This is a genomic window from Ruegeria sp. AL1, from assembly GCF_056540905.1.
On sequence record NZ_JBQFXP010000007.1, the window covers coordinates 190,339 to 216,128 of the forward strand.

The 25,790-nt window shown below is 59.6% G+C and carries 27 protein-coding genes; 13 read left to right on the forward strand and 14 right to left on the reverse strand.

Annotated elements, in window-relative coordinates; translation table 11 throughout:
- Positions 1-8 precede the first annotated feature (8 nt).
- Genes flaF through ACRZ9X_RS13030 form a run of 3 tightly spaced genes read left to right on the forward strand, consistent with a single transcriptional unit; the run spans position 9 to position 1,578 of the window.
- Positions 9-386: a flagellar biosynthesis regulator FlaF gene (flaF, locus tag ACRZ9X_RS13020; protein WP_480519486.1), complete on the forward strand. Its 378-nt coding sequence runs from the start codon at positions 9-11 to the stop codon at positions 384-386.
- Positions 383-784, forward strand: coding sequence for a flagellar biosynthesis repressor FlbT (gene flbT, locus ACRZ9X_RS13025; protein WP_480519488.1), 402 nt, complete (start codon positions 383-385; stop codon positions 782-784). The genes flaF and flbT overlap by 4 nt, the downstream gene beginning before the upstream one ends.
- Positions 781-1,578, forward strand: coding sequence for a DUF1217 domain-containing protein (locus tag ACRZ9X_RS13030; protein ID WP_480519490.1), 798 nt, complete (start codon positions 781-783; stop codon positions 1,576-1,578). The genes flbT and ACRZ9X_RS13030 overlap by 4 nt, the downstream gene beginning before the upstream one ends.
- 10 nt (positions 1,579-1,588) lie before the next feature.
- On the opposite strand, the gene ACRZ9X_RS13035 is transcribed toward ACRZ9X_RS13030, so the two are convergent.
- From ACRZ9X_RS13035 to ACRZ9X_RS13045, 3 genes are all read right to left on the reverse strand, one after another.
- The gene (locus tag ACRZ9X_RS13035) at positions 1,589-3,160 is read right to left on the reverse strand and encodes a DUF427 domain-containing protein (protein ID WP_480519492.1); all 1,572 of its coding nucleotides are present in this window, start codon (positions 3,158-3,160) and stop codon (positions 1,589-1,591) included.
- Between the two features lie 91 nt (positions 3,161-3,251).
- A complete protein-coding gene (locus tag ACRZ9X_RS13040; RefSeq protein WP_480519494.1) occupies positions 3,252-3,953 on the reverse strand; it encodes a winged helix-turn-helix domain-containing protein in 702 nt (233 codons plus the stop codon).
- The gene (locus tag ACRZ9X_RS13045) at positions 3,925-4,212 is read right to left on the reverse strand and encodes a hypothetical protein (RefSeq protein WP_480519496.1); all 288 of its coding nucleotides are present in this window, start codon (positions 4,210-4,212) and stop codon (positions 3,925-3,927) included. The genes ACRZ9X_RS13040 and ACRZ9X_RS13045 overlap by 29 nt, the downstream gene beginning before the upstream one ends.
- 176 nt (positions 4,213-4,388) lie before the next feature.
- On the opposite strand from ACRZ9X_RS13045, the gene ACRZ9X_RS13050 reads away from it, so the two are divergent.
- The 4 genes from ACRZ9X_RS13050 to ACRZ9X_RS13065 all read left to right on the forward strand — a co-directional run bounded on the left by ACRZ9X_RS13050 (position 4,389) and on the right by ACRZ9X_RS13065 (position 8,338).
- Positions 4,389-4,874: a hypothetical protein gene (locus ACRZ9X_RS13050; protein ID WP_480519498.1), complete on the forward strand. Its 486-nt coding sequence runs from the start codon at positions 4,389-4,391 to the stop codon at positions 4,872-4,874.
- A 114-nt stretch (positions 4,875-4,988) separates the two neighbouring features.
- Positions 4,989-5,606, forward strand: a complete 618-nt coding sequence (locus ACRZ9X_RS13055) for a ribonuclease HII (RefSeq protein ID WP_480519499.1) — start codon at positions 4,989-4,991, stop codon at positions 5,604-5,606.
- 105 nt (positions 5,607-5,711) lie between these two features.
- Entirely contained in the window at positions 5,712-6,815 is a 1,104-nt protein-coding gene (locus ACRZ9X_RS13060) for a DNA methyltransferase (RefSeq protein WP_480519501.1), read from the forward strand.
- A gap of 137 nt (positions 6,816-6,952) precedes the next feature.
- Complete coding sequence (locus ACRZ9X_RS13065) at positions 6,953-8,338, forward strand: adenylate/guanylate cyclase domain-containing protein (RefSeq protein WP_480519503.1); 1,386 nt, start codon at positions 6,953-6,955, stop codon at positions 8,336-8,338.
- Between the two features lie 82 nt (positions 8,339-8,420).
- Here the strand turns inward: ACRZ9X_RS13065 and ACRZ9X_RS13070 are convergent, their stop codons facing one another.
- Both ACRZ9X_RS13070 and mutY read right to left on the reverse strand, forming a co-directional pair.
- Positions 8,421-9,557 (reverse strand): alkane 1-monooxygenase, encoded by a 1,137-nt coding sequence (locus tag ACRZ9X_RS13070; RefSeq protein ID WP_480519505.1) that lies wholly within the window; start codon positions 9,555-9,557, stop codon positions 8,421-8,423.
- A 59-nt stretch (positions 9,558-9,616) separates the two neighbouring features.
- Positions 9,617-10,648, reverse strand: coding sequence for an A/G-specific adenine glycosylase (gene mutY, locus ACRZ9X_RS13075; protein WP_480519507.1), 1,032 nt, complete (start codon positions 10,646-10,648; stop codon positions 9,617-9,619).
- 105 nt (positions 10,649-10,753) lie between these two features.
- On the opposite strand from mutY, the gene ACRZ9X_RS13080 reads away from it, so the two are divergent.
- Complete coding sequence (locus tag ACRZ9X_RS13080) at positions 10,754-11,260, forward strand: DUF721 domain-containing protein (RefSeq protein ID WP_480519509.1); 507 nt, start codon at positions 10,754-10,756, stop codon at positions 11,258-11,260.
- A gap of 15 nt (positions 11,261-11,275) precedes the next feature.
- On the forward strand, positions 11,276-11,938 hold the full coding sequence (locus ACRZ9X_RS13085) for a DsbA family protein (RefSeq protein WP_480519511.1): 663 nt from the start codon (positions 11,276-11,278) through the stop codon (positions 11,936-11,938).
- Between the two features lie 41 nt (positions 11,939-11,979).
- On the opposite strand, the gene lpxK is transcribed toward ACRZ9X_RS13085, so the two are convergent.
- The 5 genes from lpxK to ACRZ9X_RS13110 all read right to left on the reverse strand — a co-directional run bounded on the left by lpxK (position 11,980) and on the right by ACRZ9X_RS13110 (position 17,980).
- Complete coding sequence (gene lpxK / locus ACRZ9X_RS13090) at positions 11,980-12,978, reverse strand: tetraacyldisaccharide 4'-kinase (protein WP_480519513.1); 999 nt, start codon at positions 12,976-12,978, stop codon at positions 11,980-11,982.
- Positions 12,965-14,200 (reverse strand): 3-deoxy-D-manno-octulosonic acid transferase, encoded by a 1,236-nt coding sequence (locus ACRZ9X_RS13095; protein WP_480519515.1) that lies wholly within the window; start codon positions 14,198-14,200, stop codon positions 12,965-12,967. Before ACRZ9X_RS13095 ends, lpxK begins: the two co-directional genes overlap by 14 nt.
- The gene (locus ACRZ9X_RS13100) at positions 14,197-14,997 is read right to left on the reverse strand and encodes a 3'(2'),5'-bisphosphate nucleotidase CysQ (protein ID WP_480519516.1); all 801 of its coding nucleotides are present in this window, start codon (positions 14,995-14,997) and stop codon (positions 14,197-14,199) included. The genes ACRZ9X_RS13095 and ACRZ9X_RS13100 overlap by 4 nt, the downstream gene beginning before the upstream one ends.
- Positions 14,984-16,330, reverse strand: a complete 1,347-nt coding sequence (locus ACRZ9X_RS13105; protein ID WP_480519517.1) for a TldD/PmbA family protein — start codon at positions 16,328-16,330, stop codon at positions 14,984-14,986. The genes ACRZ9X_RS13100 and ACRZ9X_RS13105 overlap by 14 nt, the downstream gene beginning before the upstream one ends.
- Positions 16,331-16,456: 126 nt before the next feature.
- Positions 16,457-17,980 carry a DUF2125 domain-containing protein gene (locus tag ACRZ9X_RS13110; protein WP_480519519.1) on the reverse strand — a complete coding sequence of 508 codons (1,524 nt, stop codon included), beginning with the start codon at positions 17,978-17,980 and terminating at the stop codon, positions 16,457-16,459.
- Positions 17,981-18,113: 133 nt separating this feature from the next.
- Here ACRZ9X_RS13110 and ACRZ9X_RS13115 point away from each other — a divergent pair, with 133 nt between their 5' ends.
- From ACRZ9X_RS13115 to ACRZ9X_RS13125, 3 genes are read left to right on the forward strand one after another with little or no spacing between them, the layout of a single operon-like run.
- Positions 18,114-18,863 (forward strand): SDR family oxidoreductase, encoded by a 750-nt coding sequence (locus ACRZ9X_RS13115; RefSeq protein WP_480519659.1) that lies wholly within the window; start codon positions 18,114-18,116, stop codon positions 18,861-18,863.
- Entirely contained in the window at positions 18,860-19,468 is a 609-nt protein-coding gene (locus tag ACRZ9X_RS13120) for an enoyl-CoA hydratase/isomerase family protein (RefSeq protein ID WP_480519521.1), read from the forward strand. The genes ACRZ9X_RS13115 and ACRZ9X_RS13120 overlap by 4 nt, the downstream gene beginning before the upstream one ends.
- Positions 19,465-20,202, forward strand: coding sequence for a VOC family protein (locus tag ACRZ9X_RS13125; RefSeq protein ID WP_480519523.1), 738 nt, complete (start codon positions 19,465-19,467; stop codon positions 20,200-20,202). Before ACRZ9X_RS13120 ends, ACRZ9X_RS13125 begins: the two co-directional genes overlap by 4 nt.
- Here ACRZ9X_RS13125 and ACRZ9X_RS13130 read toward each other — a convergent pair whose 3' ends face one another.
- Positions 20,203-20,502: an HNH endonuclease gene (locus ACRZ9X_RS13130; protein ID WP_480519525.1), complete on the reverse strand. Its 300-nt coding sequence runs from the start codon at positions 20,500-20,502 to the stop codon at positions 20,203-20,205.
- A 45-nt stretch (positions 20,503-20,547) separates the two neighbouring features.
- Between ACRZ9X_RS13130 and ACRZ9X_RS13135 the strand changes: the two genes are divergently transcribed.
- Entirely contained in the window at positions 20,548-21,741 is a 1,194-nt protein-coding gene (locus ACRZ9X_RS13135; RefSeq protein ID WP_480519527.1) for a TIGR03862 family flavoprotein, read from the forward strand.
- Here ACRZ9X_RS13135 and holA read toward each other — a convergent pair whose 3' ends face one another.
- Genes holA through leuS form a run of 3 tightly spaced genes read right to left on the reverse strand, consistent with a single transcriptional unit; the run spans position 21,742 to position 25,779 of the window.
- Positions 21,742-22,770 (reverse strand): DNA polymerase III subunit delta, encoded by a 1,029-nt coding sequence (gene holA, locus ACRZ9X_RS13140; protein ID WP_480519529.1) that lies wholly within the window; start codon positions 22,768-22,770, stop codon positions 21,742-21,744. It abuts the gene before it with no gap.
- On the reverse strand, positions 22,767-23,258 hold the full coding sequence (lptE, locus tag ACRZ9X_RS13145; RefSeq protein WP_480519531.1) for an LPS assembly lipoprotein LptE: 492 nt from the start codon (positions 23,256-23,258) through the stop codon (positions 22,767-22,769). Before lptE ends, holA begins: the two co-directional genes overlap by 4 nt.
- Positions 23,245-25,779: a leucine--tRNA ligase gene (gene leuS / locus ACRZ9X_RS13150; protein WP_480519533.1), complete on the reverse strand. Its 2,535-nt coding sequence runs from the start codon at positions 25,777-25,779 to the stop codon at positions 23,245-23,247. Before leuS ends, lptE begins: the two co-directional genes overlap by 14 nt.
- Between the last annotated feature and the right edge of the window lie 11 nt (positions 25,780-25,790).

Consider the following 25,790-nt stretch of genomic DNA (forward strand, 5'->3'; position numbering starts at 1 on the left):
GATTTCAAGTGACACCGCAAACCTTCGCCCAGCGCGGATACGCGCAATCGGCTCCTCCGACGCGAACGCCCCGGGATACGGAATATGAAGCGATCTCAAAAATAACGCATCGGTTGAAAGCGGCGGCAGCTCGAAAGGCAACAGATTTCGCGGGCTTTGTGCAGGCGCTGCACGAAAATCGCCGGTTGTGGAGTGTGCTGGCAACGGGAGTGTCGGATTCGGATAACGGTCTGCCCAACGAATTGCGGGCCCGAATCTTCTACCTTGCCGAATTCACGGAACATCACAGTAGTCAGGTTTTGGGAAACAAAGCCCCGATTGAGCCGCTGCTTGAGATCAATATGTCTGTCTTGCGCGGGCTGCGTCAGATGCGAGGTAATGGATGAGCGGTTTGGTTCTGAAACTGGCCCCCAAGGAACGGGTTTTGATCAACGGCGTGGTAATTGAAAACGGTGATCGCCGTAGTCGGTTCTCTATTATGACGCCTCAGGCGAATGTGCTGCGCCTGCGTGATGCCATCCACCCGGAAGAGGTCAACACACCCGTGCGCCGTGTTTGTTACGCCGCCCAGCTGGTATTGTCAGGCGATGCAGAGCCTGAGCAGTCCCGTCAGCAATTGCTGCGCCGGGTCGAGGAATTGAGCCAGGTTTTCACTGACGCCGACAGCCGACGGGTTCTGGCCGAAACGACCGAAGCTCTGGTCGCCGGGCAATACTATAAATGTCTGAAGTCGCTGCGATCCTTGCTGCCGCGCGAAGAACGCCTGATGGCCTATCAGCAATGACCTTTCAGCCGGTCTTACCCAGCGGAGGACTGGTTGGTTGGCGATTTCTGCAGCGCACGTATGACACCCAATTCCAAAGCTATTCCGAGTCGAACGTTAATCGGCGCGATACAGAGTATTTTCTGGAAAACATCGGAAAGGTACGCAAAGCAGAAGACCTGGTGTCGGACAGGCGTTTGCTGCAGGTCGCATTGGGAGCCTTTGGTCTGCAGGATGATCTGAACAACCGGTTCTTCATCCAGAAGATTTTATCGGATGGCACCCGGGCCGAGGATGCTTTGGCCAACAGATTGGCCGACAGCCGATACCGTGATTTCTCCGATGCCTTTGGCCTGGGGCCAGGTGACACGCCCAAAACCGGGCTGATCACCAATATGGAAAAGATTGCACAGGACAATCTGGTCGCCCGGTTCGAAGTGTTGGTTGGCGAAACGAATGACTCGATGCGCGTTGCGCTTTTTGCTCAGCACGCATTGTCGGAATTAGCCGGACAAGGCGGTAGCGAAACGCGAAAATGGCTGGATCTGATGGGGCTGCCGCCGCTTCGAAAGATGATGGAAACCGCACTGGGACTGCCTTCTTCATTTGCGCAACTGGATCTCGACAAACAAACCACGATCTTTCGCGACAGACTGTCCCGTCAAACAGGATCCCCCGACCTTTCACAGTTTACCGACCCGCAAGCCCTGCAGAAGCTTACAGATACTTATCTGGCTCGCGAGCAGATTGCCAGTTTGCAGTCTGTAGCCTCGCCGGGCCAAACCGCGCTGATCCTGTTGGGAGCGATTTCCTGAATCTTGTCGATCAGGCATCCAGAACCTCATCTGCTGGGCCGCGTAACGCGTAAGAAGACACAGGTTTAGACACGTTGTGCAATTGAATTGGTCCTAGCGAAATCGCATGTTCGCATGCGGGCTCGATATCCTGCGAGACAACGACTCTGTGACCTATAGACTTTCCATATTCACCCAATCGTGCCGCTACATTGGCAGCTTGGCCGATCACAGTGAAATCCAGCCGTTCTTGTGAACCGACATTGCCATATGTCACCTGCCCATAGGCGACGCCGATGGAACAGTCGCAGTGATGATCAGCGTCCGAGCTGCGCAACTCGGCCAGTTTTTCGACGATTTTGACGGCCGAGCTTTGGGCGTTCGAACGGGCCTGCGCGGCGTTGTCCCCTGCCGGGAATACAGCCAGCACAGCATCGCCGATGAATTTCAGAACTTCACCATCGTGGTCGTGCACGATACCGGACACGGTTTCGAAAAACGCGTTCAGGACGTTGATATAGGCGCTGCGACCAAGCTGTTCTTCCAATGAGGTCGAGTTGCGCAGATCGCAGAACATGATCGCCGCATCGATGTCATCGCCGTCTCCGCGCCGGATTTCTCCGCCCAGAACCCGCGCGCCCGACCGTTTGCCGACATAGGTTTCCAGCAGGACCTGCGCGTTTTCGCGTTGGGTGAACACCTCGTAAAACCGTGCGATGACCGAGGAGCATTCAAAAACCAGACCAAGATTTTCGGTTGTGAACCCGTCGGGGTGATCGCAGGTCAGCGTCAGCACATTTGTTCGTCCATCGGAAAAGGGCAAAGGCATCGCGACGTAATCCGTTGCGCCCTTGGCGCGCAAATCCTCGATGATGGGGAAACTGTTATGCGGATTGTCGTCGTTCAAACGCTGACGCACCCCGCCCAGCCCGTTCGACACGTGCCGCAAAGGGCTGTTGGTGAAGGCCGGGTGATCGTGAATTTCATAAGTTGGGGTGAAGGTCGAAATTTCCTCGGCATCTTTCTCCCAGACATAGTGCTTGCCAGCGATCAGCGGGTGCAGAGACCAGACCAGCGTGCTGAGGCGTTGAATGGCGATACCGTGTTCCAGCATCTTTTCGGCCAGTGCCTGGGTGAAGGCGTCCGGTGACTGAATCTCCGACGCGCCGCGCATCAGCCAATCGATCAGAGGGCCGCTGATATTACCGTCATCGGGATCGCGCAGTGTGTTTTCCCCAAGATCAACCCGCGTGGCAGCATCCGGCGCAAAACCGATATGCCCCTGAATCGCGGCGCTTTCCGGCAGGGCGTCCTCGTAGGCCCAGATGGAATTTGTCAATCGTTCATCAGGCAGGCTGATATCATGATAGGTCGCCGTCCCTTTGAAGGGGCAGAAGGTCTGCAATTCCGTCTCGGGGCTCAACTCGACACACAGATCCGCGCGCGGCACGTAGATGGCGGGCGGCAACCGGGTTTCGTACATGACCTTGGCATTGTGACTTTCGGCCAGCATGATATCGCCACGATAAATCGCGATGCGACCCTGCAGCGGCTCGACCGAAATTCCATAGCCTTTGAGTTTTGGTGTGGCGTGGACGTTCATCTGTAACCTCCCGAGCCCTGGGTTCCTAAAGGATGGGCTCTTGGCGATTGGATTCCAAGGGGAAGCCGCGAATCTACCGCGAAAAACGGTGTCAGACCATCTGAATCACGTCTTTTTCGATCGACAGCATATAGCCTTTCTTGGCGATATTCTTGACCAGCAATTCGCTGACCATCTGATTGCCCAACGCATCGCGCAAGCGTTTGATCCGGGTGGCGCCGGCCGCCTCGTCACAATCGGCGGCATTTTTGCCCGAGATCATCGCCTCGATCTGGACGCCCGACAGAACTTCATCGTCCAGGCGGGATTCAGCCAGCACCGAAAGGGTCTCCATCGCCGCCGGGGTCAGTTTGAAATCCATGTTGTTAAGATAAACCGTGTTCTCTTCCCGGCTGATCAGCAGGGACGTGACCTGAATACCTGTCCGTTCGATCTGCGCCATGCGGCGGTTCAGAAGCACCAGCATGACCAGAAACACCAATGCGGTCACCAGCATGGCACTGGCAAAGACCAGCAGGACAAAGATCACCATCCGGTAGCTGGACAGCGTATCCGCAAAGGCAGTGCCGGATTGCGCCAGAATTTCCAACAGGCGAATTTCGGACTGCGAGGTCAGATCAGATTCGACAAACAGCCGCTCGACTCTCGCGTTGAAGGCGTTGGCATCGGGCAGGGTCCAGAACAGAAACACCGCCGCGGTCACAAGGATCACGACGATGGCGGCAATACCCAGGCCGACCAGACGGACACCGGACCGGCGGGCCTCAGTAACGGAGATAGAATTTTCCGGCATTGGCCTTCCTTTGATCCAACCCTTCCGGTCCAAAGACGGACATGACATTCAGCAGCGTCCACCCCGACCGTTTCAATCGCTTGGCGACTTCATTTTTTGCCTTGCCCTTGTTGCAGCCCGACACCTTCATGACGCCGTAATGCAGCCGCAGGGGATTGTCCTGTTTGGCCTTGTAATCGGCATAACAATCCGCCGCTGACGCCGCAGAGCCAACCGATACCAGCGCCACTATGAGCAGAGAAGAGAGGATCTGTTTCATAAGCTGCATCCTGCGCATGTGTTGGCCGGATATTCAATAACTGTAGGGGGTTCGCAGTGCTGATATCCGATAACAACCTGTCGATATTGCTTGTCTAACGGGGGTGGGCGCAGGTTTGGGGCATCAAATACGCGGTCCGTAACGGGGTCGCCTCAGAACCCGAAAGGACCTGCATCATGCATAAGAAATTCATTGCTCTGATCGTAGCGACCGCAGTTGCCATTACCGGTGTGTCAGCCTCGCAAGCCCGGGCTGCGGATACACGCGATCTTCTGGGTGGTTTGGCGGCTATCGCCATCATTGGCGCAGCAGCGCATCACTATCACAAGGAGCAGCGCAAAGACTCGGTGTCGCGAAAATACGTGAAGAAACATTATGTGAAAAAGAAGAAGCACCACCACCACAAGGCAAAAAAGCACCATGTGCGACCGCTGCCAAAGCACGTGGCCCGGTATAATCTGCCGCAGCGCTGTTTGCGCAAATATGAACACTATTCACATCATCAGCCTCTGCTGGCGCCGAAATGTCTGAAAAAGCATTACAAACATGCCCATAGCCTGCCCCAGCAGTGCAAGGTCGGTTTCTGGAATGGCAAGACGGTAAAGCGGGCGTATGAACCGTCATGCCTGCGCCACAACGGATACCGCGTGGTTTATCGGTAATTGGGTTTCGAGCAGGAGCGGCGCCAAAAAGAAGCGCCGCGCTGGGAAGGGGTGGCTTAAGTCACCCCTTTCTTTTTTCTTGCACCGTGCCGCGAAACGCGGTTTTCCGGATATATGGCGACACCAAATTTCGAATTGGAACAGGCACTGCTGGCGCGCGGATATGTCCGGATCGCAGGCGTGGACGAGGTGGGGCGCGGCCCGCTGGCAGGTCCGGTTGTGGCGGCAGCAGTTGTTTTGAACCCGGATGATGTTCCGGATGGACTGAACGATTCAAAAAAGCTGACGGCAAAGCGGCGCGCTGTGTTGGAGGATGCCTTGCGGACGCGGGCTGAAATGGCTGTCGCCGAAGCCTCGGTCGCTGAAATTGACGAACACAATATCCTGCGCGCCTCGCATCTTGCGATGGAGCGCGCGGTAGCCGCGCTGGACCCGCCGCCGGATTATCTGTTGATCGATGGGAATATGATTCCGCGCCATCTGGGCCTGCCATCGCAAGCGGTGGTCAAGGGGGATGCACGATCAGTTTCAATTGCGGCGGCGTCAATCATTGCAAAAAACTGGCGCGATCGGGTCATGGTGGATTTGGCGCAACAGCATCCTGGTTATGGATGGGAGTCAAACGCAGGCTATCCGACAAAAATGCATCGCGAGGCGCTGCGAAATCTTGGTGTGACCCCACACCATAGACGTTCGTTCAAACCGGTCCACAATATCTTGTATCAAGAGTAAATCGTAAGTCACTGATTCAAAAAAGAATTTGACGGCGAATCATCTTTGACTCATCCTTGTCTCAACCAAATGAGCGCAAAAGCGCCGTGGAACTGAGGCAGTGATATGACCACAATCAAGACAAAGGGCGCAGCCGCGCTCCCTTTAAACACGATTCTATCCGGGGACTGCATCGAGGCGATGAACAGTCTGCCCGAGGCGTCGGTTGACCTGATTTTCGCGGACCCCCCATATAATCTGCAGCTGAAGGGTCAGTTGCACCGGCCCGACAATTCTCAGGTTGATGCGGTCGATGATCACTGGGATCAGTTCTCGAGCTTTGGGGCCTATGACCAGTTCACCCGCGAATGGCTGAAGGCGGCGCATCGTCTGCTGAAACCCAATGGTGCGATTTGGGTGATTGGCTCATATCACAATATCTTCCGTGTGGGCTCGGCTTTGCAGGATGCGGGATACTGGATTTTGAACGACGTTGTCTGGCGCAAATCGAACCCGATGCCGAATTTCCGCGGCAAGCGGTTCACCAACGCGCATGAGACGATGATCTGGGCGTCCAAGCGCGAAGGCGCGAAGTACACGTTCAACTATGAGGCGCTGAAGGCCCTGAACGAAGGTGTGCAGATGCGCAGCGATTGGGTGCTGCCAATCTGCACCGGGCATGAACGCCTGAAGGATGAGAACGGCGACAAGGCGCATCCGACACAGAAGCCGGAATCGCTGTTGCACCGCGTTCTGATTGGTTCGACAAATCCCGGCGACGTAGTGCTGGACCCGTTCTTTGGCACCGGCACAACCGGGGCCGTTGCCAAGATGCTGGGCCGCGAATTCATCGGGATCGAGCGCGAGGAAAGTTACCGCAAGGTGGCCGAGAAGCGCATCGCCAAGGTCCGCAAGTTTGACCGCGAGGCGCTGGAAGTCAGCGCCAGCAAACGCGCCGAGCCGCGCGTGCCGTTTGGCCAACTGGTCGAACGTGGCATGCTGCGACCAGGCGAAGAGCTTTATTCCATGAACCAGCGCCACAAGGCCAAGGTGCGCGCCGACGGCACGCTGGTGGGCGACAACGTCAAGGGCTCGATTCATCAGGTGGGGGCGCATCTGGAAAACGCGCCGTCCTGTAATGGCTGGACCTATTGGTGTTTCAAGCGTGACGGAAAAACAGTGCCGATCGACGTGCTGCGCCAGCAGATCCGGGCTGAAATGCATAACTGAATACCGCCGGTGCCTGTGGCCTGACACATGGCACTAAGCCTTGCCCCGCCGTGCCCGGCGGGGTCTTTTTGTTTCAATCACATTCCTGATTCTGTATGAGTGCCCGAAAGCCGCAGCGCAGCGAGGGAACCTCAACAATGTCCGACACCACAGCCAGCCGCTCGCCTTTCAGCCGGTTTTTGTTATCACGCGCCGACGTGCAAGATCAGGACAACAAGTATACTGAAGCTGCGCTGGAGCGACACAAGCGTGAAGGGTTGGAACTTGCCGTTCGTGCGCGCTGGGTTGCGATGGGTCTGACCGGTGTTCTGCTGGTTTTTCTGAACCCTCATTGGGAGGTGATGTGGTATCACTTCATCCTGCTGTTGATCTGCGCTAATGGCTGGATGATCCGGCGGGCCGGACGGGTGGGGCAGTCCCGGGCCGAGCTGCTGTTGATCTTCGCCGATTTGCTGATCATGACCTTGGGCATGATCGTTCCGAACCCGTTCAGCGACGATGTACGGCCGCTGGCGATGCAGTATCAGTTCGACAATTTCCAGTATTTCTTCATCATTCTTGCCGCCGGGACCCTCGCATATTCCTGGCGCACGGTCGTGGCAATCGGGCTCTGGACGGCGATGATGTGGACGGCCGGATGGCTCGTCGCCTGGTGGGTGGCGACCCCTATTCCGGGCCTCAGCGAACGTGTGGCCGGGGCGTTGGCGGGCTATCCGGATGTGGCTGAGTTGATGGATCCCAACAGCTATCATCCATCGCTTCGCATCCAGCAGGTGATCGTTTTCATGATGGTCGCCGTGACGCTGGGCATCTCCATGCGCCGTCTCAATCGTCTCTTGATGACGAATGCGGGCCTGGAGCGGGAGAGGGCGAACCTGTCTCGGTATTTCTCGCCCAACGTGATCGACGAGCTGAGCCAGAATGATGAGCCGCTGAAGCAGGTGCGGAAAGAGGATGTGGCGGTTTTGTTCATCGACATCGTGGGTTTCACCAGATTCGCCGCCGGTCGCGATCCTTATGAGGTGATCGAGGTTCTGCGCGGGTTTCACGCGCGGATGGAGACTGAGGTGTTTCGCCATCACGGCACGCTGGACAAATATCTGGGCGACGGGCTGATGGCGACCTTTGGGACGCCTGTGCCCACGCCCGAGGATGCAAGCAACGCCCTGTCCTGCGCCCGCGCGATGGTCGGGGCGATGGACCGGTGGAATTTGGATCGCCGGCGATCAGGTGAGCCCGAGATCGAAGTGGGCATTGGCGTGCATTTCGGCCAGGTCGTTCTGGGCGATATCGGGGCCAACCGGCTGGAATTTGCCGTGATCGGGGATGCGGTGAATGTCGCCGCCAAGCTGGAGGCACTGACCCGAGATTTTGGCGCGCGCGTCATAATCAGCGATGTACTCCGTGCGCAGGCCGTGCCGGACGCCCCCGCGAACCCGGGCCTGTTGTCCGGGTTTGAACAAAAACCCGCGCAGCAAGTACGTGGGGTCGCCGCACCAATGGACATCTGGGCGCTGACATAATCCGGTGCTCCCGCCTGTCAGCATTGCATCAAAGATGCGACTTTTCCAGTTGGGCCCGGCAGCGCGCGAATGCGCGCTGCGGTCATGCCCCGGGCATCGGATTTCGCGCCTTGTTGTAGGCCAGCCAATCGGTAATTTCCGGGTAATACTGTCGCCGCCACGCCCGCACTTTGGGGTTCATCACCCGCCGCCAGAGCGGCGGCATCATCGCCGCGATTGTCATCACCGGGTACCCATGGGGCAGTTGCGGAGCTGCATCCTCGGAATGGTGCTGCAACAGGGGAAAGCGGCGGTTTGGCTTGTAATGGTGGTCCGAATGGCGCTGCAGGTTGATCAGCAACCAATTGCTGGCCTTCTGTGATGCATTCCACGAGTGGCGCGGCCGGACCCGCTCATATTTTCCGTCGCCCAGATATTTGCGCGTCAGGCCATAATGCTCCACGTAATTGACAAGCTCCAGCTGCCAGATCGCGGTGCCCGCCTGCACCAGAAACAGGCCGAGCCCGGCCCAGCCACCCAACAGGAAAGCCAGAGCCAGCATCGCAGCCTGCAAGCCCCAATATCGCCAGAACGGGTTGGCCGGGTCGGTCCAGGGCCGGTCTTTTCGGGCCAGCTTGTCACGCTCGGCCCGGAAAGCCGAGATCAGGCATTGGCGCAGGACGCGGGGATAATAGCGGTGAAACCCTTCGTTATACCGGGCGGTGACCGGGTCGCGCGGTGTGCCGACATAGCGGTGATGGACCAGCAGGTGTTCCGACCGAAAGTGAGAATACAGAACCATTGCCAGCAGGATATCCCCCAGCCACCGCTCTGCGCGGCCTTTCTGGTGCATCAGCTCATGGCTGTAATTGATCCCGATCGTGCCCGAGATCACGCCCATACCGAAGAACAGGCCGATTTTCTCGACTGAACTCAGATGCGTGCTGTGGGCCGTAAACCAGATCAGCCCAAATAGCGTGAAGAACTGAACCGGGGCCCAAATCTTGGTCAGGGCGATGTACCAGCGCAATTGTGTGTCGGGTGTCTGTGGGTCCGCATTTTCCAGATTGAGACCGGTAAATCGGTCAAGGATGGCAAAGGCCCACCAGGTCGACAGGGGCACCAATATGATCCACCAACCGCCGGTAAACGCGGTGATCCAGATCAATGGGATCAGCAGCATCGAAACCCAAAAGGGCAGCGCGGATTGCCAGCGTGACAGGATATCTGGTGCAATCATCTGAGGTCTCCGACAGGTTGTGCGCAAATTAGACCGGGGAGCTGGATTTGCACAGCGCTCTAATGGCCGCGCCACAGGTCATAGGCTTTGCGCATGACCGTCGGCAATTCGCCGGGCCGGAAGGCGTGTTTTTCGATAATGGAAAGACCTGCGGGCGCGAGCTCGTCTGGCACTTCGGCGCTCCAGACCCGCAGGATCAGATGGAAATGCGTGAAAGTGTGGCGTATCTCAGCAGGCAACACCTGCCAGTTCGCCTCAAACGGCGGCGCTTCGGGCGGAGATTCGGACCAGTCGGACCCCGGCCATCCCAGCATTCCGCCCAGCAGACCTTTGTCCGGGCGTCGTTGCAACAGCATCGCACCATCCGCGCGTCTGGCGATGTAGACATGCCCGTGCCGGGTGGGTTTGGGCTTTTTCGGCGATTTGCGGGGCAGATCGGCCTGCGTACCCGCTTGCCGCGCCTGACAGGGGTCCCGCAGGGGGCAAATCCCACAGGCCGGAGACTTGGGGGTGCATATGGTGGCTCCCAAATCCATCACCGCCTGCGCATAGTCGCCGGGGCGATTGATCGGCGTCAGCCCGGCGGCTTTGAGTTTCAGAACCGGCTTCACACCGGGCAGAGGGTCATGGAGGTTATAAAACCGGGCCATTACCCGCTCGACATTGCCGTCCAGCACGGTCTCGGGGCGGTCAAAGGCGATGGCGGCAACCGCGGCGGCCGTGTACGGCCCGATACCGGGCAGTTGAATCAGGGCGTCATAGGTATCGGGGAAGTGCCCGCCATGCTTTTCCGCCACCACCCGTGCGCATTTCAGTAGGTTTCGGGCACGCGCGTAATAGCCCAGACCGGCCCATTCCCCCATGACGTCCGCGTCCGGAGCCGCCGCCAGAGACTGAACTGTGGGCCAGCGCGTGGTGAAGCGTAGGAAATAGTCCCGCACCGCTGCAACGGTAGTTTGTTGCAACATGATCTCAGATAACCAGACCCGATAAGGGTCAGGGCGAGCGCCTGCCGCGCGGTCCGACGGACCAACCCGCCACGGCATCACGCGCGCATGGCGGTCGTACCAGCCCAACAACGCGTCACTCACAGAAATGTCATGGCCGTCTCGCAAGTTTTATTCAACTCCTTGTCGGGTTTCGCTGGCGCCGGGGTCCCAGCCTACTACAATAGCGGTGCAGGAGTTGGAAACCAGATGCAACGCAGACGTTCCTCGACCCGTGGGTTCAAACGAACCGCGTCCGTTCTGAACGATCAGATCAGGCGTGCGGGTGAAAGCCGCGGTTTTGCCATTTCGCGCTTGCTGACCCATTGGGCCGACATTGTCGGGCAGGATATTGCTTCTGTCGCACGGCCCGTAAATGTGGGTTACGGACGCAACGGGTTTGGCGCGACGCTGACCGTCCTGACAACCGGACCGCAGGCTCCGATGTTGGAGATGCAAAAGGAACAGCTGCGGGACAAGGTGAATGCCGTTTACGGGTATAACGCCATCAATCGCATCCGCATCACGCAGACCGCTCCGACCGGATTTGCCGAGGGGCAGGCCAGTTTCGACCACAAGCCGAAACAAGCGAAACCCGAGATTGCACCCGAGATCGTGGCCGAGGCCGGAAAAGTCGCACGCGACGTTCATGACGGTGACTTGCGCGCGGCTCTTGAACGTCTGGGCCGTAACGTTTTATCCAAGCAAAAATGCTGAGAAAGGGCTGAGTACATGAGCCGTATTGCAACCGGAATATGTGCAGCTGTTGCCATCGCCGCAGGCGGCTATTGGCTGTCGCTGTCAAATTCCAACCCGACCAATCCGCTGATCGGCAGCGCCGAGGCGCAAGAAGCCGATCTGGATACATCCTCGATCGTCGAAATGACGCTGGGGGCCGAGGACGCACCGGTCGAAATCATCGAATATGCGTCGTATACCTGCCCGCATTGCGCGAATTTCCACACCGGGCCGTATAAGCAGCTCAAGAAAGACTTCATCGATACAGGCAAGGTCAAGTTCATCTATCGCGAGGTGTATTTTGACCGCTATGGTCTGTGGGCTTCGATGGTGGCACGCTGTGGCGGCCCCGAAAAGTTCTTTGGCATCTCTGATCTGATCTATGAGGGTCAGTCCGAATGGACCCGTGCCGGTGGTCCGGCCGAGATCGTGGACGAGCTGCGCAAGATCGGGCGCCTTGCGGGTATCGACAAGGACCAGCTTGAAGCCTGCCTGCAGGACGGCACCCGGGCGCAGACCCTGGTGGCCTGGTATCAGGAAAACGCCGAACGCGACGGCGTTCAGGCGACGCCATCTTTCCTTGTGAATGGCAAGAAAGTTGAAAACCAGTCCTATGACAGCTTCAAGAAGCTGATCGAAGACGAATTGGGCAGCTGATCTGTCCTGTGGTCAGCCTGCGCCGGGGGCTGGCCACTTTCTTACGGTGAAGGCGCAACACGCGCCAACATCTCGCTTACCATCTGGTCCTGTTCGATCTGCAGGCGCACGGGCAGCGCCAAAACCTTGCTGCGGAACGCAGCAGGTAGACGAACGGCGTCTTTTTCCGTTGTCACCATCTGTGCATTCAGGGCTTTTGCCTCATTCTCCAACCGGGTCATCAATGCCATCGTCAGGGGCTGGTGATCGTCCAGAGCCTCGGCGCGCACTACGGTGGCTCCTTGCTGACGCAGGGTTTGAAAGAATTTTTCAGGATGGCCAATTCCGGCAAAGGCCAGAACCGTGGCGTCGCTCCAGTCCATACCGGTTTGCAGCGGACAGACCTTGCCCGTGGCATGTGGCACCGACAACTGGCCACCCCATTGCGTTTTAAATCCGGTCTGCGCGTCGTCTTCGCCCAATGACAACACAAGATCGGCGCGCGCGAGCCCGACCGCAACAGGTTCGCGCAGCGGGCCAGCGGGCAAACACAGACCGTTGCCGAACCCGCGGGCCGCATCCACCACAACAACCGAGAAATCCTTGGCGACCGAGGGGTTCTGAAAGCCGTCATCCAGGACGATTACACTTGCCCCTTCTGCCGCTGCCGCCTTTGCCCCGGCAGCACGGTCCTTGGCGACCCAAACGTCTGCGAAGGCGGCCAGCAAAAGCGGTTCATCCCCGACCTGATCGGCGGTGTGAACCCTTGGATCAACGCGGACCGGGCCGTCCAATGAACCGCCGTGCCCGCGCGTCACCACATGCGGGATGTGGAAGCGACCTCGCAGATGGTCCAATAACCAGATCACGGTGGGCGTTTTGCCTGTGCCGCCCGCGTTCAGGTTGCCGACGCAAATGACCGGGATGTCCAGTTTGATGCCGGTTTCCGATGCCAATCTGCGGGCTGTTGCTGCTGCGTAGATGCGCCCCAACGGCGACAGCAGGCGCGCCCGCATATCCAGTTGATCCGGTCCGGTATTCCAGAAGTCAGGCGCGCGCATCCTGTGCCTCCCGGTGATCCAGCCTGTCCTGTATCATGTCGATCAATTGATCTGCCTGTGGCGCACCTTCGGTCACCACCTGCCACCCGGCCAGCGCCATATGGGCCGTGCGATCTGGTGCAAGCAATTCGACCACGCCATCCCCCAATTCCGTGGCTGTTCTGATGGTCAGCGCAGCCTCTACCTGCTTCAGACTATCGTAAATCCCGCGATGTTTGCCCACATGCGGCCCGTGGATGACCGCCGAACCCAAGGCCACTGCGGTCAGGGGATCCCGTCCACCCGCACCGCGTTCCAGCGAGCTTGCCATGAAGGTCACCGGTGCCACGCGGTGCCACAAGCCAAGCTCTTCGGGGTCAGTGGACAGAATCACCTGCGTCGTGTCCTCGATCGGCTGACCGTCGCCCCATTGGGCGCAGCGCAGGTCCATCGCCTCGAGCCTGCGCTGCAGCGGGCCAGCTTCGGCGGCGTCGGCCACATGCAGGACCAGCGCCAGCCGAGGTAACATGCGCATCGCCTGCCGGTGTGCGCTCAGCACCGAGATGAACTCTTTGTCCTGCACCCATGCCGCCAGCCATACCGGACGTCCGGCCAGCGCATGATTGGTTTCGATCAATTCATCTTCAGGCCAGGACTGCGGATTTGGGCTGATGTAAAGCGGTGGCGAGACCGAGACTTTCGCAGAGGTTACGCCCAGCTTGCGAATCTGGCGCGCGGTCTCTTCGGCAGTCGTCAGAATCGTGCCGAAACACTCCATCGTTTGTCGGGCGAGGTCCGGCAGCCATCGCCCGCCGCGCGCCACGTTGACGTCCGGTTCGGCCTCGATCAGGATCATCGGTATGCCGTCTTCGTCTGCGCGGGTTATAAGGTTTGGCATCAATCCTCCGCCAATCCAGATGCCCAGGTCAGGGCGCCAATGCTCCAGAAACGCGCGTGCGGCACCGGTCTGCTCGGTCGGCAGGGTCTTCAGAGGTTCTTGTCCTTCGGGCCAGTTTGACAGATCAGCATCCGCAGGGGCGGTCAGCAGCAAGGATAATCCCGGTCGGGCCGACAGGACCCGGTTGCAGAAATCGTTTACGGCCCGCATGCGTTCGGGAGCGCTGACATGTATCCACAAAAGCTCGCCTTTGGGGCGGGGTGGTGGCGTGGCCCTTGGGGCTTGTGGAACGCCCCAGGACAGAACCCGGTAAATCGACAGGCTGAGTGAACTTGGCTTGCTCATGCCGGAATACCAGGTCCGTCCGTGTCCAGTGCCGTCATCAGTTGCGCGTGCAGGCGTGTCTCGGCCGCGACCACACCGTTCAGACGCGGCGTCGGGTTGTTGAACACCAGAGGCTTGCCTTGCCGGGTGGTACAGGTGCCTCCGGCTTCGCGCAGAATCAGATCACCGGCGGCAATGTCCCATTCCCAGCTGGGGCGCAGCGTCAACATCCCGTCGAACCGGCCTTGTGCCACGAGCGCCATGCGATAGGCCAGTGAGGGACGATAAACGCGCTTGAAGTCTGGCGCGACTCCGGTCGCCCAATGGTGGGGGTCCAGATTGGGTCGGGCCGCCAGCACTTCGGCCCCGGTCAGATCAGGATTTTGGCTGACCCGGATCAGAGCACCATTCAAGGTCGCGCCCTGATCCACAGCCGCTGCATATAACAGGTTGCGCAAAGGCAGATAGATCACTGCCGCAGTGACCCGTCCTTGCTCAGCGATGGCCAGTGAATGCGCCCATGTCCGTGACCCTTCGGCAAAGCTGCGGGTTCCGTCGATCGGGTCAATGATGAAAACCCGATCCCGGGTCAGGCGCGTGTCGGAGTCCTCAGTCTCTTCGCTCAGCCAGCCATAATCCGGGCGCGCAGCCTGCAGGTCACGTTCGAGCATGGCGTTGACGGCCAGATCTGCCTCGGTCACCGGTCCTGCGCCTTCGGGTTTGTCCCAGCGTTGCGCCAGGGGCCCGGAATAACGCGTCGCGATCTGGCCAGCCTCGTGCGCGGCATCAATCAGCAGGGACAGGTCAGTTGCCGGCAAGTGTCATCCCTTCGATCAGCAGCGACGGCACGACGCGCGACAGATACGTGCGCGCGTCGTTGGCGGGAATGATCCGCATCAGCATGTCACGCAGATTGCCCGCGATGGTGCATTCGTTCACCGGATGCGAGATTTCCCCGTTCTCCACCCAGAACCCCGATGCACCGCGAGAATAATCTCCGGTATTGGGGTTGATGGTCGATCCGATCATCGAGGTGACCAGCAGCCCGGTGCCCATATCCCGTATCAGGTCCGCGCGGCTGCGGTCGCTTTGGGTCAGGCTCAGATTCCAGTTGCTGGGTGACGGCGGGCCGGACACCCCGCGCGCGGCATTGCCGGTGGACACCATGTCCAGCTTGCGCGCGCTGGACAAATCCAATGTCCACCCGGTCAGCACGCCGTTTTCGACAATGGCGCGCTGCCGGGTTGGCAGACCTTCGGCGTCAAACGGGCGCGAGCCTGAAATACGCGGGCGATGCGGGTCCTCGATCAGCGAGATCTGCGCGGGCAGGACCTGCTGGCCAAGGCTGTCCTTCAGCCATGATGCGCCACGCGCGATGGCCACGCCATTGCTGGCGGCCAGCAAATGACCGATCAGAGATGACGAAATCCGTTCGTCAAACAGCACGGGAAAGGTGCCGGTTTCGGGCTTGCACGCGCCCACCTGCTGCACGGCGCGTTCACCGGCGGTGCGACCGATATCAGCCGGACTGCGCAGATCGGACTGAAAGCTGCGGCTGTCCCCGTCATAATCACGCTCCATCCCGGTGCCTTCGCCGGAAATGGCCACGCAAGACGTTGACCGGTTGCTGCGCGCATACCCGCCCGAAAAGCCGTTGGTCGCCGCCAGATGAACACGGTGGGTCCCATAAGCCGCCGACGCGTCCGAGACCTGAGACACACCGTCAACCTCCAGAGCAGCCGCTTCGGCGGACAGGGCGTCCTGCAGCAGGGCATCGGCGCTGGGTTCCGGTGCGGGATCGAAAAGCTCAAGCGCGTCCATGTCCCAATCGGTGATCAACTGAGCCGCGTCCGCAAGCCCGGTAAACGGGTCCTCCGGGGCTTCGCGCGCCATGGCGACCGCGCGTTCCGCCATGGCCGTCAGGGTTTCGGGCCGACTGTCGGAACTGGACACGATGGCCTGCCGTTTACCCAGAAAGACCCGTAGACCCAGATCTGTCCCCTCGGCCCGCTCGGCATGTTCCAGCGCTCCGCCGCGCACCTCGACCGAAACCGAAGACCCGTCAATTACGATGGCATCTGCTGCGTCAGCGCCTGCCTTGCGCGCCGCATCCAGAAGGGTCTGGCTGATATTCTGGGGTGTTTGGGTCATGAGGCCTCCGGTCTGAATGCATTGGACCTAGCCCCGGACCGGGCGTCCCGCAAGGCCTGCGGAACAATTGCGACGTCGATTTGAGGCGGGGTAAGGCCGCAGGACCGGCCTCACCCCGGCACCAGGTTACTTGATCCGCTGACCATTGGCCAGAATCTGACCATCCTCGGTGAACTCGATGGTCGAGTTCAGGGTGTCCGGCTCTTCGCCCGGAACGGCCATCAGGCCCATCATCATCCGCGCGCCAAGCGCATCCTGATCTGACACGAACCCCATCGAGATCAGCGTGTCGATCAGAGCATTCGCACCCACAAGCTGCAAATTGGCTACGCCGACCGGAACCGGAAGCGGGTTGATTGGATCAAGGTTGGAATTATCGAAGGTGAAATCACCATCGCCCGACAGGCGGGTGCCAACCATCGAGATCAGCAACTCGTTGATTTTCAGTGAATGCAGCTCGCCCGGCATTTCGTCCGAAATCTCAAGATGTTCGACGGATTCGGGGTCCATGAAATCGACCAGAATCTTTGCCGTTCCCTCGGTGTCCAGCGACACGGTCGCCGGATCGCGGGGCAGTGCGCCCGCCGGGTCGAACAGGCTCCACAGCACGTCGGACATGGTGAACTCGGTCAGGTTCATGGCGAAGGCAAAGGGCTGAATCTCTTCGGATGCCTGAACCGGGAATTCGAACTTCAACCCGGCCGTTTCCATCGCGATCTCGATCGGGAAAGGCAGATCCGAGGTCGTGACGGCCAGATTCGAGCTGTTTTGCTCAAGATCATAAACGATACGCTGCGCGTCGATGCTGCCGGTAAACCGACCGCCCTGGGACGAACTGCCCATGGTAAAAGGCTGACCTTCGGACGCCCCTGAAATCTCGCTGTTGCCTGACCCGTATGTGAAAGTGCCCGAGGCTGCGAACCCCGCATCATAGATGCTTTTGACGTCCGCGAAATCAGCTCCGTTCGGGATACGGGTATCGCCGTTGAATGCCAGCTGGTTCAGCTTGCCACTGATCCGGCCTGTATCGTCGCTTTCAGGATCGTCGAACGCCAGATCGTAACTCAGATCCGCCGCTGTGAATTGTTGGGCGATATCACGGATCTCGCCGATTTTCATCAACGATGTGCCAGAGAAATCGCTCAGATTGACACTGACGCCCAGCACATCCGATGACACGGTTTCATCGCCAAACTGCAGCTCTCCCAGTGAAATTTCGAGGCTGGCCGCTGAATAGGCATAGTTCATTTCGTCCGGTGAGCCCGAAACAACCATGTTCAGGGCGTCTTGGTTGTATAGCAGCTCGGCGGAAAAGCTCTCTCCTTCAGCTTCGCCCGAAATGGTCATGGGGAAACTGTCGGGCAGGCCAATCGTGACGGTCCCGTCGCCGTTTTCCGTCAACGTCATTTCCGGCACAACCATGTCGATCTGTTCATCCGTGTCCGGAATGGCCATCGACATGGTCATGTTGGTGATGGTCGTGACATCGCCCGAAACGCTTTGATCGCCCGTCACGGTATAGCCGACCCCGCTCAGGTAGGCTTGCCAGTCGGCCCAGACATCATTTGCGGTCACATCCGCGACTGCGGCCTGCGCGGCAAAGGTATAGGCCAGAACCGCCCCGCAGGTACGGCGAAGAAAAACGGACATCAGAGAACCCTTCTTGATCAATTTTGCCGGCATCGTCGTGGTTGCGGCGGGTATCGTCAAGGGGCAAGGGGTGGACCATTTCCCCATTTGCACGTTACCACTTGAAGCAACGTCAAATCCGGAGAAATCGCCGATGAATATGCAAGGAAAAACAGTACTGATCACCGGGGCCAGCCGTGGCATCGGGGCCGAGGCCGGGCGCGTTTTTGCCGCAGCCGGTGCCAATGTTGCGCTGGTGGCGCGCAGCCGGAATCAGATCGATGCGCTGGCCGCAGCGCTGGGGGATAACGCCATTGCACTGGCCTGTGATGTCAGTGATTTTACGCAAGTCGAACAGGTTGTCGCCGATTGCGTGGCGCGGTTCGGCGGCCTGGATGTACTGATCGGGAATGCAGGCGTGATCGATCCGATCTTTCATCTGTCCAACGCCGATGCCGGGGCCTGGAGCAAGGCCATCGATATCAACCTAAAAGGCGTGTTCTACGGCATGCGCGCGGCATTGCCGATCATGCGCGCGGCAGGCGGGGGTACCGTGTTGACCGTGTCCTCCGGTGCGGCTTCCAACGCGATCGAAGCCTGGAGCCACTATTGCGCCTCCAAGGCTGGCGCAAAGATGCTGACCGAATGTCTCCATCTTGAAGAGGCGCATAACGGCATCCGGGCTATGGGCCTGTCACCCGGCACCGTGGCCACGGAAATGCAGCGCGTGATCAAGACGAGTGGTATCAATCCGGTCAGCCAGCTGGATTGGGAAGACCACATCCCGCCTGACTGGCCCGCGCGCGCCTTGCTGTGGATGTGTTCGCAGGACTCGGATGAATTTCTGGGCGGCGAAATCAAGCTGCGGCTGGACGATATCCGCAAGCGCGTCGGCCTGACGTGATTGATCTGACGCAAGAGTACGGGTTGTGGACCGTTACGCTCAACAACCCGGACAAGGCCAACGCGCTGACCGAGGCCATGTTGTCCGAGCTGGTGCGCATTGCTGAGGATGCCACCGACGCGCGGGCTCTGATCCTGACCGGCGCAGGTCGGGTATTCAGCGCCGGGGCTGACCTTGATGAGGCCCGGGCGGGGCTGGCGACCTCGGACTTGTGGGAGCAGCTGTCCGGTGCGATTGCGGCACTGCCTTGCCTGACCGTTGCTGCATTGAACGGTACGCTGGCGGGTGGCGCCAACGGCATGGTCTTGGCATGTGATCTGCGCATTGCGGTGCCGACGGCCAAAATTTTTTATCCGGTGATGAAGCTGGGATTCCTGCCGCAACCGTCTGATCCCAAGCGAATGGCAGCGCTGATCGGCCCGGCGCGCACGCGCCTGATTCTGATGGCAGGGCAGAAAATCACGGCTGACGAAGCCTTTGCCTTTGGTCTGGTGGACCGCGTGGTCGAGCCCGGTCAACTGATGCAGACGGCGCACGATTTGGTAGCCGACAGTCTGGCGGCCGATCCGCAGATCGCCAAAGGCATCGCGGAGCTGTGTTCATGAGGTTGGCAACAGTGCGCCTGCGCGTGGCCGATCCTGACACATTGGCCGCGTTTTATCGCGACTCACTGGGTATGCAGATACGTGCGGACGGCCAAAACCGGTATGTCGGCTACCCCGGACGGGACGCCGACCTGCTGCTGATGCCCGGCGGCGGCGGTTACCATCATGACCAGGGGCAGCGGTATTGGAAGATCGGCGTTACGGTGCCGGATGTCGATCTGGCGGTGACGCGTCTGCGGCAACAGGGGGTGGCGGTCAGCGCTCCGCGGCAGTTCCGGGACATCGGCTATATGTGCCATCTCAGCGATCCCGAGGGGTTTGTCATCGAGTTGCTGCAACATGACTTCGAAGACAACAGGCCCGAAAACGCGGCCGACCCGAATGCACCCTTCGCCGAGGCGCGCATCGGCCAGATCACGTTGCGCACGGGCGATATCGCGCTTGAAGACACCCATTGCCGTGCGCTTGGGATGCGTCTTTTGTCGATGCAGGACGTGGCGGATTTTGGGTTTGACCTGCATTTCTATGCTTTCACTGATGATACACCGCCCAATCCGGATCTGTGGTCGGTGGACAACCGGGAATGGCTGTGGAAACGCCCCTATACGACGCTGGAGTTTCAGCACATCGCCGATGCCAGCTTTGCCGCTGTCCCCGACTATCGGGGGATCGAGATCGAGGGCTTGGAATACGCGCAAACTGACCCATCCGGCGACCCGGTTCTGCCTGTGTGATCAGCGCCCGCGGCGTTTGCCGGAAACTTTCGAGCGAAACCCCGGTGGGCGTTTGCGCACCCAGGCCAGGAATTTTTTCAGCCGAGGATGCGCACGTAGGGCCTCGACTGTGTGAAAACTGCGCGCCAGTTCCGCCTCGGTCAGGGTGGCGTGGACCTCTTTGTGGCAGATCTGGTGTAGCAAAACGGTTGGGCCGCCCTTGCCTCCTTTGAGTTTTGGGATCAGATGGTGCAGGCTGCCGCCCCCATCCGGGATTGGGCGGTCGCAAAGCGGACAGATCGGATCACTGCTTGCCGACATGGCAGTAATCTCGCGCTGTTACATGGGCGATTCAAGGGGGATAAAGTGGCGCAAGCGGTAGTGATCGGAGCAGGTCCGGCGGGGCTGATGGCGGCTGAACAGCTGTCCCGTGCCGGGCACGAGGTTCTGGTGGCCGAAGCCAAGCCATCCGTTGCGCGCAAGTTTCTGATGGCGGGTAAGTCGGGCCTCAATCTGACCAAAAATGAAGCGTTTGAAACGCTGATGACCGCTTATGGCGATGCGGCGGACTGGTTGCGCCCGATCATTTCCGAGATGGACGCACAAGGCGTTCAGCACTGGGCGCGCGATCTGGGGCAGGATTTGTTTGTCGGTTCGACCGGGCGCGTGTTTCCCGAGGTGATGAAAGCCTCGCCTTTGTTGCGTGCGTGGTTGGGGCGTCTGGATCGGTCCGGCGTCCAGATTCGAACACGGTGGCGCTGGCAAGGTTGGCATGGTGCGGCCCTACGTTTTGAAACGCCGGACGGCGTGCAGGATCTTCGTCCCGCCGCAACTGTTCTGGCATTGGGTGGTGCCAGTTGGGCACGGTTGGGCGCGGATGGCGAGTGGGCGGCACATCTGACAGGTAAAGGCATCGACCTGACACCGTTTGCCCCGTCCAATTCCGCAGTGTCCGTCGAATGGAACGATCATATGCACCCCCATTTAGGTGCAGCGCTGAAATCGGTGCGCTGGATGGCTGGCGACGTGGAAAGCCGAGGTGAAGCGACGATCTCTGCGACCGGATTGGAGGGCGGCGGGCTGTATTCCCTGACCCCGGCTCTGCGTGCAGGAGCTGAACTTTACGTCGATTTGCTGCCTGATCTGGATGTCGCGGTTTTGCAATCGCGATTCAGTGCCAAAAATCCGAAAACCACGCTTTCGCAGTGGATGAAGAAGTCGTTGAAACTGCCGCCTCAGAAGATCGCGCTGTTTCATGAGATGGTAAAACAGTCTTCAGTGTCGACGCCCACCAGAGTTATGGCGCTGAAACAGCTTCCAGTTCTCGGTGCGAAACTACGCCCGATGGATGAGGCGATCTCGACCGCCGGTGGTGTTGCGCGTGCGGCCGTGGATGAGGGGTTGATGCTCAAATCCGTCCCCGGCGTTTTCTGCGCCGGGGAAATGCTGGACTGGGAGGCTCCGACCGGTGGTTATCTGCTGACTGCCTGTTTGGCCACCGGGCGTTGGGCCGGGCGTTCGGCCGCACACTGGCTGGATCTGCAAACCTTACGCGGCTGATTAGCGAGACCGGGCCAGCATCGCCAGACGGATCATGGCACGTTCGACCAACGCCATCGCAGGGGCTGTCTGGCCAGCCGAGCGCAGAGACAGATCCGTATCTGTGAGAACCGTCAATGCGGTCTGCAGCTTGGCGGGCCCCCAGCCCTGAGCCTGTCGCAAAACCCGGTCGCGGCGTTTGCCGTAGACCGGAGGCCGCAGCGATCCGATCCCCTGCGCGGCGCCTCCCGGATGGGACGCGCAGGCATAGAGCGTGCGAAAATGCCGGGTCGCCCCGATGCATAATGTCACCGCATTGGTACCCTGCGCCTGAAGGCGTCGCATCAGCGGGCCGATTTCGGCGGCGCGACCTTCGGCCACGACATTCAGCACGTCATCCAGCGCCGCCTCGGTCGAGCGTGGGGCGCAGGCATCAAAATCCTCAAGGGTCAGCTCTGTGGTGTCACCGCGTTTATACAGCGACAGTTTTTCGATGGTTTGCGTGAAATCACCGGGGCTGAGCGCAAGCGCCAGTTCTGACAGTGATGCCATGGAATCGCGGGGTATGTTCTGCAACCCCGCCTGCGCCAGAATTCGCTCAACCTCGGCGCGCGAGGGCGGATCGTCATAGATGCCGACCGCAAATGCATCTGCATGCGATTCAAACGCTTTGCGTATTTTCGAGCTGGGTTTCAACTGACCGGCAGTGACAATGATCTGCGCGTCACCAGCAGACCAGTCCTGCAAGGCGCTGATGATGGAGGGGGCCGCCGTGTCAGTCGCCTCTTCCACAAAGACCGCGCGGGGGCCCGGGAAAAAACCGACGGCCTTGACCGCATCCAACAACATCGCGGGATCGCCACGGAGTTCGCTGCCCGGAATGCGGGTCAGGCGCATTTCCTCGTCGGCGCCGGGGCCAAGCAACGCGGCAAGCACCTGTTGGCGTTTCAGGGCGACGCGCATGGCGTCGGCACCATAGATTAACAGCCCCGTCTTGTTCGGGTCCGGTTTGGCAAAATACCCATCCGCCTCACGCGGGCTCAGCTTCATGCGGCCAAATCCGGAGTGGTGAATAGCCGCGTTACGATCTGGTCCGACAGAATCACCATCAGCCGTTCGATGGCGTCCCGCTCATCCGCCAGCGTGGATACGGTTGATCCGGCGGCTGAAAAGGCCACGAAATCGGCCACGGCACCGGATGTTACGACCTGTCCGGTTTCATTGGACTTCAGCGCATATGTGGCCCGGCCATCAATCGTATATCGGTTGGTTTCGTTCGATGTGGTGATTGCGGCGGATCGTGTCGTGGTCGAGACGCGCACATCCAACTGGTAATCTTCGCCTGACGAGGCGCTGCGCCCCAGCTGACGCTCCAGGTTCTGGACCAGCAGAAATCCTTCGGCGGTGTTAAGCTGCGAAACGGCCACCCGCCCGTCCAGCGCGGTTCCTGTCCCATCCGGGGCATACACCGGCTGAAAACCGCAGGCGGCCAGCGCCAGCGGCATCAACAACAGGGTTCTGCGATCAAACGACGACATTCACGATCCGGCCCGGAACTACGATCACTTTCTTGGGCGCGGCTCCATCCAGCGCCCTTTGCACAGCTTCGGTGCTGAGCGCGATTTTTTCAACCTCGGCCTTGTCCATTTCCATTGGCACGTTGATTTCGGCCCGGCGCTTGCCGTTGATCTGGATCGGCAGGGTGACGGTATCGTCGACCAGCATCGCCTCATCCGCAACCGGCCAGGGGGCGGTCGCCACCAGACCTTCGCCGCCCAGCAGGTGCCAGAGTTCTTCGGATAGGTGCGGGGTCATCGGTGACATCAGCTGAGCCAGCGTTTTGGCCGCCTGACGTTTGGCGTCCGTCCCGGCTTTGGATTTGGCCAGCGTGTTGGTAAACGCGTAAAGCTTGGCGATAGAGGCGTTGAAGCCAAAGGATTCAACACCGCCCGACACATCATGGATCGCCTTGTGCATCTCACGCAGTAGGGTTTCATCCTCGGCATTGGCCGGGGCGTCCGATTCGGCGATTTCCGACGCGATGCGATGCACGCGGCTGAGATGCTTGAACGCAGCCTCGGCCCCCGATGCTGTCCATTCCACGTCCCGCTCGGGCGGCGAATCGGAGAGGACGAACCATCGGGCGGTATCTGCCCCAAAGGCTGAGATGATGCTGACCGGGTCCACCACGTTTTTCTTCGATTTCGACATTTTGGCCGAAGGGATGATCTCGACCTCGGTGCCGTCGGCTAGTTTGCCGTCGATCACATCCTCGGGCAGGTGATAGACCGGGCGGCCATTGGTGTCGCGGGTCTGATAAATCTCATGCGTCACCATGCCCTGCGTGAACAGCGCATTGAACGGCTCAATGGCCTTTTGCGGCAGGTGGCCGGTGATGTTCATCGCCCGCGCGAAGAACCGGGAATAGAGCAGGTGCAGAATCGCATGCTCGATCCCGCCGATATACTGGTCCACATTCATCCAGTATTCAGCCTCGGCCAGATCGGTCGGCGTTTCGGCGCGTGGGGCGGTGAAGCGGGCGAAATACCAGGACGAATCGACGAACGTGTCCATCGTGTCGGTTTCACGCTTGGCCGGAGCACCGCATTTCGGGCAGGCGCAGTCACGCCAGGTCGGGTGACGGTCGAGCGGGTTGCCCGGTTTGTCAAAGGTAACGTCGTCGGGCAGGCGAACCGGCAGGTTTTCTTTCTTCTCGGGCACCACGCCGCATGTGTCGCAATGCACCACGGGAATCGGGCAGCCCCAATAGCGCTGGCGGCTGAGGCCCCAGTCACGCAGGCGATACTTGGTGACGCCTTCGCCCCAACCAGCCTTTTCGGCGAAATCGACGGTAGCGTTGATGGCCTCGTCGCCGGTGGCCTCGGTCAGCCCGGCGAAGTGATTCACCCAACGGACTTTCTCGGTCTTCGGTGGAACGAAAGCGATCTTGTCGACCGGGGTGTCATCGTCCAGCGCAAAGAAGGTATCCACCACGGGCAAACCGTATTTGCGGCAGAAATCCAGGTCGCGCTGGTCATGGGCCGGGCAGGCAAAGATCGCGCCAGTGCCGTAATCCATCAGGATGAAATTGGCGATCCAGACTGGCAGTTCCCAATTCGGGTCCAGCGGGTGTTTGACGGTGATGCCGGTGTCATAGCCCAGTTTTTCAGCAGTTTCGATGGCCTCTTCGGTGGTGCCGCCCTTGCGGCATTCGGCCACGAATTCAGCGACTTCGGCGTTTTCCGCCTCAAGCTGTTTGGCAATCGGATGATCTGGCGAGATGCCGACAAAAGACGCGCCCAGCAGCGTATCGGGGCGAGTCGTATAGACGGTAATCGGTTCGCCCCCATCGGTGCGGTCAAAGGAAAACTGTAACCCGCGCGACTTGCCGATCCAGTTTTCTTGCATCAGCCGCACCTTGGCGGGCCAGTTCTCCAGCGTGTCCAGCGCGTCGAGCAGTTCTTCGGAATAGTCGGAAATCTTGAAGAACCACTGCGTCAGCTCGCGCCGTTCCACCAAAGCACCCGAGCGCCAACCGCGCCCGTTTTCCACCTGTTCATTGGCCAGAACAGTCATGTCGACCGGGTCCCAGTTCACCACGGCGTTCTTGCGATAGACCAAACCGGCCTCAAGCATATCCAGAAACAAAGCCTGCTGCTGGCCGTAATATTCGGGATCACAGGTGGCAAACTCACGCGACCAGTCGATGGACAGGCCCAGTGGCTTCATCTGCCCGCGCATGTCGGCGATGTTGCCATAAGTCCAGTCCTTGGGGTGGCCGCCGATGGCCATCGCCGCGTTTTCCGCAGGCATTCCAAAGGCATCCCAGCCCATCGGGTGCAGCACGTTGTGACCCGTCGCCAGCTTGTGCCGCGCGATCACGTCACCCATCGTGTAGTTGCGCACATGCCCCATATGAATGCGCCCCGACGGGTAGGGGAACATCTCAAGCACGTAGTATTTCGGCTTATCCGCCTTGTGGTTGGCGTTGAAAATCCCGGCCTTGTCCCAGGCCTCTTGCCATTTTGCTTCGATTTCGGTGGCCGAGTAGCGCGACATCGTGCGGTCCT